This is a genomic window from Chitinophaga sp. W3I9, from assembly GCF_050434025.1.
Taxonomy (GTDB): Bacteria; Bacteroidota; Bacteroidia; order Chitinophagales; family Chitinophagaceae; genus Chitinophaga.
The window spans coordinates 1,291,964-1,306,012 of sequence record NZ_JBNPWC010000001.1 but is presented as its reverse complement, the minus strand read 5'-3'; the positions used below and the strand labels follow the sequence as shown (position 1 = coordinate 1,306,012).

The following is a 14,049-nucleotide window of genomic DNA, read 5'->3' as shown; positions in this document are numbered from 1 at the left end:
TTCTGAAATTTCCGCAAAATGCCCGAAATTGGATTTATACTAAGATACCCGTAAACCAAAATCAGGATTATTCACCGGGGGTGTAAACCTATTTCAGGACGTGACAGTGTATAGAGAGTGTATGGGGAGTGTATCATGAGTGTATAGGGAGTGTATAGGAACTATATAGGGACTATATGGGGACTATAACACATACACGAGTCCTAAGTATCCGGGAAGTATCAGAGAAGTATCCAAGAAGTATCACAGAAGTATCCCCGCATATTAAACATAGTTATAAAGCGACGCCTCCAATAAAAAAATATGGCCTTCCAAGCCTTTCACGCTGAGGAGGTTACAAACGCAAATGCTATTCCCACCGCAGTTCCGGACACACCTTTTTCCAAATAATCACCCCATTTGCTTTGAAATGAAAAATACCCGGATTATATTTGTCTACTAATTCTATAGACTATATGATAATAAATTTTACAAATCATTCATTTTCAGTACGATGTTGCGGCACGACATCGTAAAAAGGTCCCCCTTATCATTTTCTCATTCCAGAATCAATAATGTTTACAGCACATGCAAAAGTTTTTAATGCTGGCAAAATACCTGTTCTTAATATTGGCATTCAGTCCGGCACTGGTACATGCTCAACTTAACGGCTCTTATGTCATCCAGGGCAAAATTACAGACGATCATGGGGCAGCCCTTCCAGGCGCCTCCGTACAAATCAAAGGCACTTCCTTCGGCGCTCAAACAGATACCACCGGCCGCTTTGAAGTAACCACCAATTCTAAATTCCCGCTGAAGCTGGTCATCAGGCTCATAGGCTATCAACCCCAGGAGTTTGAAGTAAAAAGCAGCAGCAGCAAACTGGCCATCCAGTTATATACACAATCACTATTGGTAAATGAAGTAGTGGTGTCCGCTTCCCGTCAGCAGGAAAAACTGCTCCGCTCACCAGTTGCCATCGAAAAACTGGACATCAGGGCGCTGAAAGAAACCCCTTCTTCCACGTTCTACGACGCCCTCGGTAACCTGAAAGGCGTGCAAATGACCACCGCCGGCCTTACCTTCAAAGTATTCAACACCCGCGGCTTCAACGTTCCCAACAACTTCCGCTTTATGCAGCTGGTAGATGGTGTGGACAACCAGGCAGCCACCCTCGGCGTGCCACTGGGTAACGCCATCGGACCTACGGAGCTTGATATTTCCAGCGTGGAAGTTACACCCGGTGCATCTTCCGCCCTGTATGGCATGAACGCCATCAACGGAATGTCCAATCTCATCACTAAAAACCCCTTCCAATACCAGGGCGTAAGCGTATACCAGAAAGTAGCCGTGAACCACGTTGGTGACGACGGTGGCGCAAAATTACTCACGGAAACGGCTGTACGCTATGCACAGCAATACTCTTCCTGGTTTGCCTGGAAAATTAACCTGAGCTACATGCAGGGTACCGACTGGTACGCTGATAACCACAGCGACTTTTCCCCGCAATCCAAAGCCAACCCCGACTTTCCACAACTCAGCGGCGCCAACAACATCGCCAACGATGCATGGAATAAATATGGCGATAACTCCAACCTCCAGGTTATCGATAAAGACGGACGCGCCTACAATGTACACCGCACCGGCTACTGGGAAAAAGATATCGTGGGCGACTTTACCGTTAAGAATAAAAAGGCCGACGTGTCTTTTAACTTCCGCTTACCCCACAAACTGGAACTGTCCGCGTCTTACCGCTACGGGGAAATGGACGGCTTCTTTCAACGTGGTAACCGTATTGGCCTCAGAGGCGTAACTGTACAAAACGGCAAACTCGAACTCGTACACCCCGACTTCACCGTGAGGTCGTACATCTCCATTGAAAATACCGGCGATTCCTATAACATGAATCCCCTGGCCGACAACCTCGAAAAATCATTCAAACCAGATAAAAAATGGCTGGCCGATTATACCTCCGGCCTGAACAATGCGCTCACTGCAGGCTCCGACCTGGTAGCCGCACATGCCGCCGCCCGCGCCTTTGCAGACGCCGGCAGATGGACGCCCGGCACTCCCGCTTTTGATGCACAGGTGGCCAAAATAAAAAGTATCAACGACTGGGATATTTACCCTACTTCCAAGAACCCTGAAAATACCAGTGGTGGCGCCGCTCTCCTGCAAAAGAGCCGGTTCTACCACACAGAAGGTACCTGGAACCTGCGTAAATACATCCATTTCGCGGATGTACTGGTAGGCGCCGATTACCGCACCTATGAAATCATCCCGGACGGTAACAACTTCGTGGATTTCTCCCGCCCCGCCGACAAACGCAACCAACCAGGCGGTAAACACATCTGGTACGGTAAATACGGCGGCTTCGCACAAATCAGCAAAACATTCTTCAACGACGCATTAAAGCTCACCGGCTCCCTGCGCTACGATAAAAACGAACAGTTCGAAGGTAAAGTAAACCCACGCATCGCAGCAGTTTACAGCATCAAAGACAAACATAACTTCCGCCTTTCCTGGCAAAACGGATTCCGCTTCCCTTCACTGTTTGAAGCGTATTCCTTCGTAAACAACGGCCAGGTAAGACGTGTAGGCGGACTCGCATTCATTGAAGAAGGACTGGGTTACTTCAAAAACTCCTTCCTCACCAGCTCCGTAGATGCGTTTGGTGTAGCGGTAAATAAAACCATCAACGCGGAACACATCTCCAAAGATGCTGCCGCCGCAAAAAATGCAGGCGTATTGAAAGTGGCCAACCTGGATCCTATCGTTCCGGAACAGATCACCTCTTTCGAAGCCGGTTATAAAGCGGTACTGCTCGATAACAAACTTTTTGTAGACATAGATGGATACTACAGCTCTTATAAACATTTCATAGGCCAGATTGAAGCAGTAGTGCCTAAAACAGGTAACGTTAACAATCCCGATCAAACAGTGCTGAACCAGATGCTGGATAAGTCTTTACAGGATCGCTACCGCGTATGGACCAACAGTAAATCCACCGTAAACAACTACGGTTTCGCTGTAGCAGTTACTTATGACCTGTATAAAAGCTACACCATCAGCGGTAACGCCAACTACAACAAACTGGCGCAGGATAAAACCAAAGATGATGCGTTGATTCCCGGTTTTAACACACCAGACTGGTTCACCAACGTAAGCCTAGGTAACCGCAATGTGTACAAAAATATTGGCTTCAACGTAGTATGGCACTGGCAGAATACTTTCTACTGGCAGAACCTTTTTGGTAATGGCGACGTGCCTTCCTACAACACTGTAGATGCGCAGATCACCTACCGTGTACCAAAGATCAAAACATCCTTTAAACTGGGCGCTTCCAATATCCTGAACTCCAAGTACTTCCAGTATGTGGGAGGTCCCACTATTGGCGGATTATACTACCTGGCGTTAACATACGACAATGTGTTCCAGCGGAAATAATAAATAATAGTTGCTGAGATACAGGGATGCAGCGATATCGCTGCATCCCTGTCTTTAAAAAACTACCTAAAAATAACTGGTATGACTATACGTACAACAGCCGTTGCAGGCACCGTTACCGAAAAGCCGCAGTCCTCCTTCAAATGGTGGCAGATAGGGGTTGTATCGTTGTTGATAGTCACCGCGCTGATTGCCCTTTATTATTACGAAGTACCGGATGCCGTACAGGGAAATGTACGCCGGTTCTTTCACTCTCTCTTTACAACAGAGCTGCTGTTTTATATTGTGGTGGGATTATGCGCGCAACTGGTAGACGGCGCATTGGGTATGGCATACGGCGCTACCTCTTCTTCTTTATTACTGGGACTGGGCGTATCGCCTTCAGTAAGCAGCGCCAGCGTGCATGTGGCAGAAGTATTTACCACCGGCGCTTCAGGGTTTGCACATTTTAAACTGGGCAACGTAAATAAGAAACTGTTTTTATGCTTGTTGATCCCGGGAATGATCGGCGCCATCTCCGGCGCTTACCTGTTATCCGACAAGATTGACGGGGATGTGATAAAGCCCTTCATCAGCGCATACCTGCTGATACTCGGTATTATAGTTATCCGGAAAGGCATCCAGAAAAATAAAAGAAAAACCAAAACAAAAAGACTCGGACCATTGGCGTTTGCCGGGGGATTTATGGACGCCATCGGCGGCGGAGGCTGGGGCCCCATTGTTACTTCCACCTTGCTGAGTAAAGGCCGTACCGTACATTATACCATCGGTTCCGTAAATGCAGCAGAGTTCTTTATTTCCCTTTCCAGCGCTGCCACCTTCCTGATCTTCACCGGTATCTCCAGCTGGCAGGTAATTGTAGGCCTTGTAATCGGTGGTGTGATCGCTTCTCCTTTTGCTGCCATCCTGGTGCGGAAAATAAAACGGAAACCACTGATGATTATGGTAGGCGTCCTCATTATTATTCTGAGTCTGCGTACAATTGTCGCTACGCTACTTCACCTCGTTTAACAATATGCCTTCTTTTTCAAAACTACGTATATTGTTCAGCGTTACCTCTGCTATTTGTGTGAGCGCTTCTTTTGTAAAGAAGCCCTGGTGGGCAGTTACCAGCACATTAGGGAAGGTAGTTAATCTTGATAGTACATCGTCCTGGATAATACTTCCGGAGAAGTTCTGAAAAAACAGGTGTTCTTCCTGCTCATATACATCTATTCCAAGTGCGCCGATATGGCCATCTTTAAGCGCTGCCACCACTGCAGCCGTATCTATTAATCCGCCGCGGCTGGTATTGATCAGTACTACGCCCATCTTCATAGATGCAATAGCATTCGCATTGATCATGTGCCGTGTACGCTCCATCAGCGGGCAATGCAGCGATATCACATCCGACTGTGCAAAAATAGTATCCAGCGACACATACTTTACGCCTGATTCCAGCAGTTCTTCATTCTCATAAATATCATGCGCATACACCTTACAACCGAAGCCCAGCATGATCTTGCAAAACACTGAACCGATATTGCCTGTCCCCACCACGCCGATTGTTTTACCAAAGAGATCAAAACCTTCGAGTCCGTTCAGTGTAAAGTTGCCATCACGTACACGGTTATACGATTTATATATTTTCCGGTTCAGCCCCAGGAGCAAGGCCACCGCATGCTCCGCCACCGCATGGGGCGAGTAGGCCGGCACCCGCACTACCTTTATACCGGCTGCTGCTGCAGCCTTGAGATCTACATTATTAAACCCGGCGCAGCGCAATGCAATAAGACGTACGCCTTTTTGCTGAAGCACGCTGATCACAGCAGCATTCACCTTATCATTCACAAATACGCAGATCACGGGTTCATCTTTTATCAGGGCGGCATTATCTTCATTTAACTGCACTTCCAGGAAACGGAAACGGTGCTCCTCCTGGTGGTTACCCTGGTTGAAGTAATGAATATCGTATGGCTGCGCGCTGAAAAAGACTATATCCATGATCGTGGTACTTGTTTGCATTGAAGGTAATAAAAAAAGAGTCCCGTTATTGGCGGGACTCTTTTCTTCCATAAATATGATCTGTTATTACTTGATTTCTCCTACCATGTTTGCTGGTACTACCCATTCATCAAATTCAGCCGGGGTTACATAACCCAGTTTCACGGCCATTTCTTTAAGGGTAGTTCCTTCCTTGTGGGCTTTCTGCGCAATTTCGGCTGCTTTGTAGTAGCCAATTTTGGTATTCAGTGCCGTTACAAGCATCAGGGAATTTTCCACATGTTTTTTGATATTGGCTTCAATAGGTTCGATGCCTTCTGCGCATTTATCATTGAAGCTTACGCAGCCGTCGCCGATAAGGCGTGCAGAGTGCAGGAAGTTGAAGATCATTACCGGCTTAAATACGTTCAGTTCAAAGTGTCCGTTGGAACCGCCGATACTGATAGTAACATCGTTACCCATTACCTGGGCAGCAATCATGGTGAGGGCTTCGCACTGGGTTGGATTCACTTTACCCGGCATGATAGACGATCCTGGTTCATTGTCGGGAATATGAATTTCGCCGATACCCGCGCGTGGGCCGGAGCTCAGCATGCGTATGTCGTTGGCTATCTTCATTAAACTTACCGCCACTGTTTTCAGCGCACCATGTGCTTCTACGATGGCATCGTGTGCGGCCAGGGCTTCAAATTTATTTTCTGCCGTAATAAAAGGTAAACCGGTTAACAGGGCGATATTCTTTGCCACATTTTCGGAATAGCCTTTTGGCGTATTGATGCCGGTGCCTACTGCAGTGCCACCCAATGCCAGCTCGCTCAGGTGAGCCAGTGAATTGTTGATAGCTTTCAGGCCGTGATTCAGCTGGGCTACATAGCCGCTGATTTCCTGCCCGAGTGTAAGCGGGGTGGCATCCATAAAATGGGTACGGCCAATTTTCACTACGTTTTTAAACGCTTCTGCCTTTTTCGCCAGCGTGTCGCGGAGCTTTGTGATGCCGGGAATGGTAACTTCCTGCAGCATTTTGTAAGCAGCGATGTGCATAGCAGTAGGGAAGGTGTCGTTGGAAGACTGTGACTTGTTCACATCATCGTTGGGGTGAACAAATTTGTCTTTATCAGTAAGCTGACCGCCATGAATTACGTGGGCGCGGTAAGCCACCACTTCGTTTACGTTCATGTTAGACTGGGTACCGGAGCCTGTTTGCCATACTACCAGCGGAAACTGATCGTCCAGTTTACCTTCCAGGATTTCATCGCAAACCTGGCCAATCAGGTCACTTTTTTCCTTGGGCAGTACGCCTGCTTCGAGGTTAGTGATAGCTGCCGCTTTCTTCAGGTAAGCGAATGCCTTGATAATTTCCTTCGGCATTTTGTTGATATCCTGCGCGATCTTGAAATTTTCAATGGAGCGCTGTGTTTGAGCGCCATAATAGGCATTTACAGGCACTTTAACCTCGCCCATTGTGTCTTTCTCTATTCTGAATTCCATGACTTAAACTTTTAAGGCTACAAAAGTACGGCTTTACGGGTTGGGCTGCAAGCTATTCCCCGGTAAAATTCGCCTGTCTTTTCTGAATAAAGGCGGCAGCGCCTTCCTGCAGATCTTTTGTAGCGAAGCAGGCCCCGAACTCCTTCAGTTCCAGCTCAAAGCCGTCCATGTCCTTATCCAGTGCGGCATTAGCGCATTTAATCACGCGGGCTACTGCCAGCGGCGCTTTTGTTTGTATTTTTTGTAAGATGGATTTCGCTTTGGGCAGCAATTCTTCGAGCTTTAAAACATGGTTCACCAATCCCCAGGCCTGTGCTTCTGTGGCATTGATCATGTCCCCGGTGAGCATCAGTTCCAGGGCTTTTCCCTTTCCTATGAGCTGCGTAAGACGCTGTGTACCGCCATAACCCGGAATGAGCCCGAGGTTTACTTCCGGCTGGCCAAACTTTGCGTTGTCGCTGGCAATCCGGAAATGGCAGGCCATCGCCAGTTCGCAGCCCCCGCCCAGTGCAAAGCCGTTTACAGCGGCAATGATGGGCTTAGGGCTGCTTTCTATACGCTGGAAAATTACATGCCCTTTCTTGGCCAGTTCTTCTCCTTGTTTATCTGATAAAGTAAGAAACTCGCTGATATCTGCACCTGCCACAAAAGCTTTTTCACCTGCACCGGTAATAATGGCGCCCTTGATTTCCCGGTTGCTGTATATTTCATCTACCGCCAATGCCAGGTCGGCCAGCACCTGCTGGTTGAGGGCATTCAGCTTTTCCGGGCGGTTGATCGTAATCGTGAGGATATTGTTTTCCAATTGTGTGCTTAACGTCTGATACATGTGCCGTATTTTAGTTTATCAATATTAAGCAATATTCAATAACCTAACGAATCAGCCCGATAGCCGCCTCCCCTCATTTTGGTGATAACCGCTATCGACAAAAAAAACCGGAACCAATTTTACAATTAGTTCCGGTTTGCTAAAAATAGCGGATATATTTCTTAATAGTTCACTTCAAACTCTGCCTTGCCATTTTTCATCTTCATATAGTGTCTTTTCTTCTTTACTTTAAAATAATCGATACCGCTGAAGTTATAATTGAGCGTAACGAACATCATATTTGCTTCTAAGTTTTTATATGGATAAACGGAATTACCGTCTTTATCTTTTGTTTTAAAGTCTTTGTTAAAGAAATTCTGCGGGTAGTATTGCACTTTCAGTCCGAAGCCGGGGTTAATGCGGAACCCGGCAAAAAAGGAGGGCATCAGCAGCGGTGTACGGTCGCTGAACCATTCATTGAACTTATGGACTTTATCACCATCTACAAATTGTTTCTCTTTATAATTAACGGCCAGGTCTATTTCTCCACCGGCAAAAAAGAAGAAGCTGCCGGAAGTCACATCACCTATCTTTATCCCCAGCGGAACACCAAGGGTATACACCCGCTGTTTAAGCTTCAGAGAGTCGGTAGGTTTGGAGATCAGACCAATATTTTTGATATTGATGCCCGTAAAAACTCCAAAGTTTTTAGAGAAGTCTTTATTAAAGTTAGAGCCAACATTAAGAAAGAGGGTAAACCGGGGGATGTTGCGCAGGTGCTCCCCGTTTTCTTTCATAGAAGCAAAGGACAGCAGGGGGCCGTCGCCACCGTGGGTTACGTATACCCCTTCCCGGTGTTTGGGATATTTTCCGAAAATGATGGAAAAAACGGTTTTCCCGGTAGTAGTATCGGGGGCAGCAGCATTGGCTGAATCTTTTTTCTCCTGGGCAAATACATTACAACACAACATCAACAGTAACAGGAATAACGGGCACAACTTACATTTCATAAAAACGGGTGTTATGGTTTTTAGATATTTGGTGGACTATTTCCATTAAAGACGACCCGGTTTAGAAAATGTTACGGCAACAGGGAAATATTTTTAAAAATTCCTATGACTGGCCACCCAGCTGGTGATATACTCGGAAATATCTTTGGTGTTGGTGCCGGGAGGGAACAGTTTTCCTACCCCCATTTCCTGCAGTGTTTCCATATCGGCATCGGGGATAATGCCGCCACCGGTCAGCAGTACGTCGTTCATACCCTTTTCCTTCATCTGGGCAATGATCTTGGGGAATACGGTCATATGGGCGCCGGAGAGGATACTGATACCAATAGCATCCACGTCTTCCTGCAGGGCTGCATTCACCACCATTTCCGGGGTTTGGCGTAAACCGGTATATATTACCTCCATTCCGGCATCCCGCAGTGCTGCCGCAATTACTTTTGCGCCCCTGTCGTGGCCATCCAGGCCTACTTTAGCTACCAATACACGAACAGGACGATTTAACGGGTTGACCATACCATTATCATATTAAGGAAGTAAATGTACGAAAAAGCAGAAAGCTTAAGCTCTCGGCTTTTTTGTACATTTGCCGTCCAAGATAAAATCATTATGAGCGAAGAAAGATCCCTCAATTTTATAGAACAAATTGTTGAAGAAGACATAGCGAACGGCGTTAATGACGGAAGGGTACTGACCCGTTTTCCGCCAGAACCTAATGGCTACCTGCATATAGGTCATGCCAAATCCATTGTGCTGAACTTTGGACTGGCCCAGAAATACAATGGAAAAACCAATCTCCGCTTCGATGATACCAACCCGGTAACAGAAGATACTGAATACGTGGATTCCATTAAAGAGGATATCCGCTGGCTGGGATTTGAGTGGGAAAAGGAATTGTATGCCTCCGACTATTTTGAACAACTTTACGCATTTGCCGTAAAAATGATAGAAAAAGGACTGGCCTATGTAGAAGATGCCAGCGCCGATGAAATTGCCGCAGCCAAAGGTACCCCCACCGTACCCGGTACGCCCACGCCGGCCAGAAGTCGCTCTGCAGCGGAAAACCTGGACCTGTTTGAGCGGATGCGCAAAGGCGAATTCAAAGACGGGGAAAAAACACTCCGCGCCAAAGGAGACCTGGCTTCCCCCAATATGCACATGCGCGACCCGCTCATGTATCGCATTAAACATGCCCATCACCATCGTACCGGCGACAAATGGTGCATCTACCCGATGTATGATTTTGCGCACGGACAGAGCGATAGCATCGAACATATTACCCATTCCATCTGTACGCTGGAGTTCATCCCGCACCGCCCGCTGTACGACTGGTTCATCAAAGAACTGGAGATCTTCCCCAGCCGCCAGTACGAGTTTGCGCGTTTAAACCTCACCTATACGGTGATGAGTAAACGAAAACTGAAACAACTGGTGGAAGAAGGTCACGTAAGCGGATGGGACGATCCCCGCATGCCTACCATCAGTGGTCTGCGCCGCCGCGGCTACACCGCCGCCAGCATCCGCCAGCTCTGCGAACGCGTAGGTGTACAGAAACGTGACAACATGATTGAACTCGGCCTGCTGGAATTCTGTATCCGCGAAGAGCTGAACAGAACCGCCAACCGCGTAATGGCAGTGCTGGACCCGGTAAAGCTGGTGATCACCAATTACCCGGAAGGACAGGTAGAAGAAATGGCTGCCGATAATAACCCGGAAGATGAAAACGCTGGCTCCCGCACGCTGCCTTTCAGCAATACCCTGTACATTGAGCGGGAAGACTTCATGGAGGCGCCTCCTAAAAAGTTCTTCCGCCTCGGTCCCGGCCTGATGGTACGACTGAAAAATGCCTATATCATCAAAGGCGAAAGCTTTGAGAAAGATGCCGATGGCAATATCACTACCATTTACGCCACGTACCTGCCCGAAAGCAAAAGTGGCGGCGACCAGAGCGGCTTAACCGTTAAAGGTACCATTCACTGGGTAAGCGCAGCACATGCCGCTACCGCTGAAGTGCGGATCTACGACCGCCTGTTTACCGCGGAAAATCCACAGGCAGAGGAAGCCGACTTCAAAACGCTCATCAACCCGGATTCGCTGCACATCATCAAACAGGCGTATGTGGAACCAGGACTGCTGCAGGCTGCCCCGGGTGAACGATTCCAGTTCCTGCGCAAAGGCTACTTTGTGGTGGATAAAGACAGCACGCCGGAAAAAATAGTGTTCAACCGGACCGTAACGCTGAAAGATGCCTGGGCAAAAGAAAACGCCAAAGGGAAATAAATATTTTTTTAAAAAAAGTGAAGGCCGGGCAGTTACTGTCCGGCCTTTTTATGTGTATAATTATATGTATTTTTATTTACAGTAAATCACTTATATGTCCAAAACTAATATAGACTTAGACGATAAGCTGATCAAAGAAGCGATGAAGCTTAACAAGGGTAAAACCAAAGAGGAAGTGGTAAACGAGGCGCTGAGGAAGTATATCTTAGGTATGAATCAGCGTAAATTTTTAGATCTGAAGGGAAAGATTGAATGGGATGGAGATTTAAACGAAATGCGAGGTAAATAATGCGACCACTACTCTTCGACACATCCGTTTGGATTGATGCTTTACGGCGGAAGGAAACACCACAAACCAACCTGTTAACTCATTACATCGATAATGATTTTGAAATTCCGCTTATTCCCATGTTGTTCAGGAATGCCTGCAAGGAATAAGAGATGATAACCAGCATCAGAAAGTAAAGGAAACATTCCGCCGTTTTACAAGACTGGAAATTGCGCCTATGGCAGCCGCTATAGGCGCCTCCTCCTTATTCCGTTCACTCCGCAAAAAAGGTATTACCATTCGCAAAAGCAACGATTGCGTAATTGCTTTTTATGCCATGAGCTTTGATCTGGAAGTGGTGCACAACGACAGCGACTTTGAGCTGATCAGCACGCACTCGGAATTAAAAACATGGAAAAATAACTAAGGCTAAGCGACTCACGTCGCTTAGCCTTCATTTATTTGAAACTACTAACAATTCTACTTAAACGCTGCCAGTCCCTTTGCAATCCTGTTACGGGTTTCCGCTACACCGAGCGTGGCCACGATATCAAATACAGGAGGGCCGAATTTACCGCCGGTCAGCATAATGCGGAACGGCAGTTGTACATCTCCCATTTTAAGATTCTTTTCAGCAGCCAGCGCTTTGAAGGCAGTTTCCAAATCGGCAGCAGCAGCAGCAGATAACGATTCCAGCTGTTCAGACCAGGTATGGAAAAATGCTTCTTTATCTGCATTCCATTTTGGTTTTACAGCAGCTTCATCATAGCTGTCAGGGCTTTGGAAGAAGAAAAATCCGTGATCCCATATTTCATTCACAAAATAGCAGCGCTCCTTTACCAGGCCAGCAACGGTAGCCACATAAGCAGGATCGGCGGTAACACCTTTTTCATCCAGCACCGGCTGGAACAAGGCTGCCAGGCTTTCATTGTCTTTGTGGTGAATATACTGGTGGTTAAACCATTTGGCTTTTTCAAAATCGAATTTAGCACCCGCCTTATGCACGCGCTCCAGGGAGAACTTTTGGATCAACTCCTCCAGGGAGAAAATTTCCTGTTCGGTACCATCATTCCAGCCCAGCATCACCAGCATATTAATAAATGCTTCCGGCAGGAAACCGCGTTCACGGAAGCCTTTCGTTACTTCTTTACTCACAGGATCTGTCCAGTTCATGGCGTACACGGGGAAGCCTAAACGATCGCCGTCACGTTTGCTCAGTTTACCATTGCCATCCGGTTTCAGGATCAGTGGAAGATGCGCCCATTGCGGCATATCCGCTTCCCAACCCAGGAATTTCCAAAGCAGGAGATGTACCGGCGCCGAAGGCAGCCATTCTTCTCCGCGGAAGGCATGGGTTATTTTCATGAGATAATCGTCCACTACCACAGCAAGGTGATAGGTAGGCATACCATCTGCTTTCAGCAAAACTTTATCATCTACCTGCGAAGTATGGAAGGTAACTTCTCCGCGAACCAGGTCGGTAAAAGTAACTTCTTCATTGGCAGGCATATTTATACGGATAACATGTGGCGTATCCTTCGCCAGCAGGTCCTGTACTTCAGCATCGGAGAGCGTAAGGGAATTACGCATTTTGGCCCTTACAATATGGTTGTATTGCGGAGAAGGATTCTCCGGCGTTTTCAGCCGCTCACGCATACTTTCCAATTCTTCGGGGGTATCGAAAGCGTAGTATGCATGACCGGTTTTTACCAGCTGTTCCGCATATTGACGGTATAAGTGCTTGCGCTCACTCTGACGGTAAGGAGCAAACGGTCCGCCTGCTTCCGGGCTTTCATCAGGAATAAGGCCACACCAACGCAAACATTCATTGATATACTCTTCCGCGCCGGGAACGTAACGGGTTTGGTCTGTATCTTCTATACGCAGCACAAAATCGCCGTTATGCTGCTTTGCAAACAAATAGTTGAACAATACAGTGCGTACACCTCCAAGATGTAAGCCACCAGTAGGACTGGGCGCAAAACGCACTCTTACTTTTTTGTGATCCATAGGCCGCAAAGATAAGGATTTAGCTTTTAGGTGGAAGTTATTGCCAGGGAGATAATTGGGAGATTAAAATTTTTTAATACGAAGCCCTGCTAACAGACATTAAGTATATTGCAATACTAAAGCTCATCGCTAAAAAGCCAAAGGCTATATGTTCTATCTTACTAAAACTCCCGGCATCCTGAAAGCCTTATACAAAAGCTGTGTCTGGAATCTGTCCCCAGCAGGGAATAAGGTATATCTTACTTTTGATGATGGTCCGCATCCGCAGGCAACGCCCTTTGTGCTCGAGCAACTGGCAAAGTTCAATGCCAAAGCTACTTTTTTCTGTATAGGAAAAAATGTACTGGAGCATCCCGCTATCTATCAGCAGATACTGGAAGCAGGGCATACTACCGGCAATCATACCCAAAACCATTTGAACGGATGGAAAACCAATACCGGAAAATATATTGAGAATGTGCTGGAAGCAGCAAAATATATTGCCTCTCCATTGTTCAGACCTCCCTATGGCAGGATCACTCCCTTCCAGATCCGTCAGATCAGGAATAAGATACCGGGCGCTAAAATTATTATGTGGGACATCCTCAGTGGCGATTTTGATACGCAAATCAACGGGGAAGCCTGTGTGCAGAATGTAGTATTCAAGTTGCAGCCGGGATCTATTGTGGTTTTTCACGACAGCGCCAAAGCCTGGGACCGGCTGGAGTATGCGCTGCCACGGGTACTGGAGTATTGCAGGAAGCAAAAATTTGAAGTAGCCGCTATACTATAATAACTGT

Annotated in this window: 13 protein-coding genes; 7 read left to right on the top strand and 6 right to left on the bottom strand. The window is 47.1% G+C overall.

Going from position 1 to position 14,049, the window contains the following annotated elements:
• The first annotated feature begins 567 nt into the window (after positions 1 to 567).
• Both QFZ51_RS05695 and QFZ51_RS05690 read left to right on the top strand, forming a co-directional pair.
• On the top strand, positions 568 to 3,426 hold the full coding sequence (locus QFZ51_RS05695) for a TonB-dependent receptor (protein ID WP_429044030.1): 2,859 nt from the start codon (positions 568 to 570) through the stop codon (positions 3,424 to 3,426).
• An 81-nt stretch (positions 3,427 to 3,507) separates the two neighbouring features.
• The gene (locus QFZ51_RS05690) at positions 3,508 to 4,437 is read left to right on the top strand and encodes a sulfite exporter TauE/SafE family protein (protein ID WP_429044029.1); all 930 of its coding nucleotides are present in this window, start codon (positions 3,508 to 3,510) and stop codon (positions 4,435 to 4,437) included.
• On the opposite strand, the gene QFZ51_RS05685 is transcribed toward QFZ51_RS05690, so the two are convergent.
• The 5 genes from QFZ51_RS05685 to QFZ51_RS05665 all read right to left on the bottom strand — a co-directional run bounded on the left by QFZ51_RS05685 (position 4,420) and on the right by QFZ51_RS05665 (position 9,228).
• Entirely contained in the window at positions 4,420 to 5,409 is a 990-nt protein-coding gene (locus QFZ51_RS05685; RefSeq protein ID WP_429044027.1) for a 2-hydroxyacid dehydrogenase, read from the bottom strand. The genes QFZ51_RS05690 and QFZ51_RS05685 overlap by 18 nt on opposite strands.
• Positions 5,410 to 5,496: 87 nt before the next feature.
• Positions 5,497 to 6,897: a class II fumarate hydratase gene (fumC, locus tag QFZ51_RS05680; protein ID WP_370911185.1), complete on the bottom strand. Its 1,401-nt coding sequence runs from the start codon at positions 6,895 to 6,897 to the stop codon at positions 5,497 to 5,499.
• 52 nt (positions 6,898 to 6,949) lie between these two features.
• Positions 6,950 to 7,726: an enoyl-CoA hydratase/isomerase family protein gene (locus QFZ51_RS05675; protein ID WP_370911186.1), complete on the bottom strand. Its 777-nt coding sequence runs from the start codon at positions 7,724 to 7,726 to the stop codon at positions 6,950 to 6,952.
• Positions 7,727 to 7,887: 161 nt separating this feature from the next.
• A complete protein-coding gene (locus QFZ51_RS05670; RefSeq protein ID WP_429044024.1) occupies positions 7,888 to 8,715 on the bottom strand; it encodes a hypothetical protein in 828 nt (275 codons plus the stop codon).
• Positions 8,716 to 8,808: 93 nt separating this feature from the next.
• Entirely contained in the window at positions 8,809 to 9,228 is a 420-nt protein-coding gene (locus QFZ51_RS05665; protein ID WP_429044021.1) for a cobalamin B12-binding domain-containing protein, read from the bottom strand.
• Positions 9,229 to 9,321: 93 nt separating this feature from the next.
• On the opposite strand from QFZ51_RS05665, the gene QFZ51_RS05660 reads away from it, so the two are divergent.
• The 4 genes from QFZ51_RS05660 (at position 9,322) to vapC (ending at position 11,687) form a co-directional block, all read left to right on the top strand.
• On the top strand, positions 9,322 to 10,992 hold the full coding sequence (locus QFZ51_RS05660) for a glutamine--tRNA ligase/YqeY domain fusion protein (protein WP_429044020.1): 1,671 nt from the start codon (positions 9,322 to 9,324) through the stop codon (positions 10,990 to 10,992).
• A gap of 94 nt (positions 10,993 to 11,086) precedes the next feature.
• Positions 11,087 to 11,281 carry a type II toxin-antitoxin system VapB family antitoxin gene (locus QFZ51_RS05655; protein WP_429044017.1) on the top strand — a complete coding sequence of 65 codons (195 nt, stop codon included), beginning with the start codon at positions 11,087 to 11,089 and terminating at the stop codon, positions 11,279 to 11,281.
• Positions 11,281 to 11,430 carry a hypothetical protein gene (locus tag QFZ51_RS05650; RefSeq protein WP_429044015.1) on the top strand — a complete coding sequence of 50 codons (150 nt, stop codon included), beginning with the start codon at positions 11,281 to 11,283 and terminating at the stop codon, positions 11,428 to 11,430. Before QFZ51_RS05655 ends, QFZ51_RS05650 begins: the two co-directional genes overlap by 1 nt.
• Positions 11,418 to 11,687 (top strand): type II toxin-antitoxin system VapC family toxin, encoded by a 270-nt coding sequence (gene vapC, locus QFZ51_RS05645; RefSeq protein ID WP_429051565.1) that lies wholly within the window; start codon positions 11,418 to 11,420, stop codon positions 11,685 to 11,687. The genes QFZ51_RS05650 and vapC overlap by 13 nt, the downstream gene beginning before the upstream one ends.
• Positions 11,688 to 11,740: 53 nt before the next feature.
• Here vapC and gltX read toward each other — a convergent pair whose 3' ends face one another.
• Positions 11,741 to 13,270: a glutamate--tRNA ligase gene (gltX, locus tag QFZ51_RS05640; protein ID WP_429044013.1), complete on the bottom strand. Its 1,530-nt coding sequence runs from the start codon at positions 13,268 to 13,270 to the stop codon at positions 11,741 to 11,743.
• A 148-nt stretch (positions 13,271 to 13,418) separates the two neighbouring features.
• On the opposite strand from gltX, the gene QFZ51_RS05635 reads away from it, so the two are divergent.
• On the top strand, positions 13,419 to 14,042 hold the full coding sequence (locus QFZ51_RS05635; RefSeq protein WP_429044010.1) for a polysaccharide deacetylase family protein: 624 nt from the start codon (positions 13,419 to 13,421) through the stop codon (positions 14,040 to 14,042).
• Positions 14,043 to 14,049: the final 7 nt, after the last annotated feature.

Coding starts and splice junctions, on each gene's coding strand:
- QFZ51_RS05665 (WP_429044021.1), bottom strand. CDS start 9,228: ATGGTCAACCCGTTAAATCGTCCTGTTCGTGTATTGGTAGCTAAAGTA.
- QFZ51_RS05635 (WP_429044010.1), top strand. CDS start 13,419: ATGTTCTATCTTACTAAAACTCCCGGCATCCTGAAAGCCTTATACAAA.
- QFZ51_RS05690 (WP_429044029.1), top strand. CDS start 3,508: ATGACTATACGTACAACAGCCGTTGCAGGCACCGTTACCGAAAAGCCG.
- QFZ51_RS05685 (WP_429044027.1), bottom strand. CDS start 5,409: ATGGATATAGTCTTTTTCAGCGCGCAGCCATACGATATTCATTACTTC.
- QFZ51_RS05675 (WP_370911186.1), bottom strand. CDS start 7,726: ATGTATCAGACGTTAAGCACACAATTGGAAAACAATATCCTCACGATT.
- gltX (WP_429044013.1), bottom strand. CDS start 13,270: ATGGATCACAAAAAAGTAAGAGTGCGTTTTGCGCCCAGTCCTACTGGT.
- QFZ51_RS05655 (WP_429044017.1), top strand. CDS start 11,087: ATGTCCAAAACTAATATAGACTTAGACGATAAGCTGATCAAAGAAGCG.
- QFZ51_RS05670 (WP_429044024.1), bottom strand. CDS start 8,715: ATGAAATGTAAGTTGTGCCCGTTATTCCTGTTACTGTTGATGTTGTGT.
- fumC (WP_370911185.1), bottom strand. CDS start 6,897: ATGGAATTCAGAATAGAGAAAGACACAATGGGCGAGGTTAAAGTGCCT.
- QFZ51_RS05695 (WP_429044030.1), top strand. CDS start 568: ATGCAAAAGTTTTTAATGCTGGCAAAATACCTGTTCTTAATATTGGCA.
- QFZ51_RS05650 (WP_429044015.1), top strand. CDS start 11,281: ATGCGACCACTACTCTTCGACACATCCGTTTGGATTGATGCTTTACGG.
- QFZ51_RS05660 (WP_429044020.1), top strand. CDS start 9,322: ATGAGCGAAGAAAGATCCCTCAATTTTATAGAACAAATTGTTGAAGAA.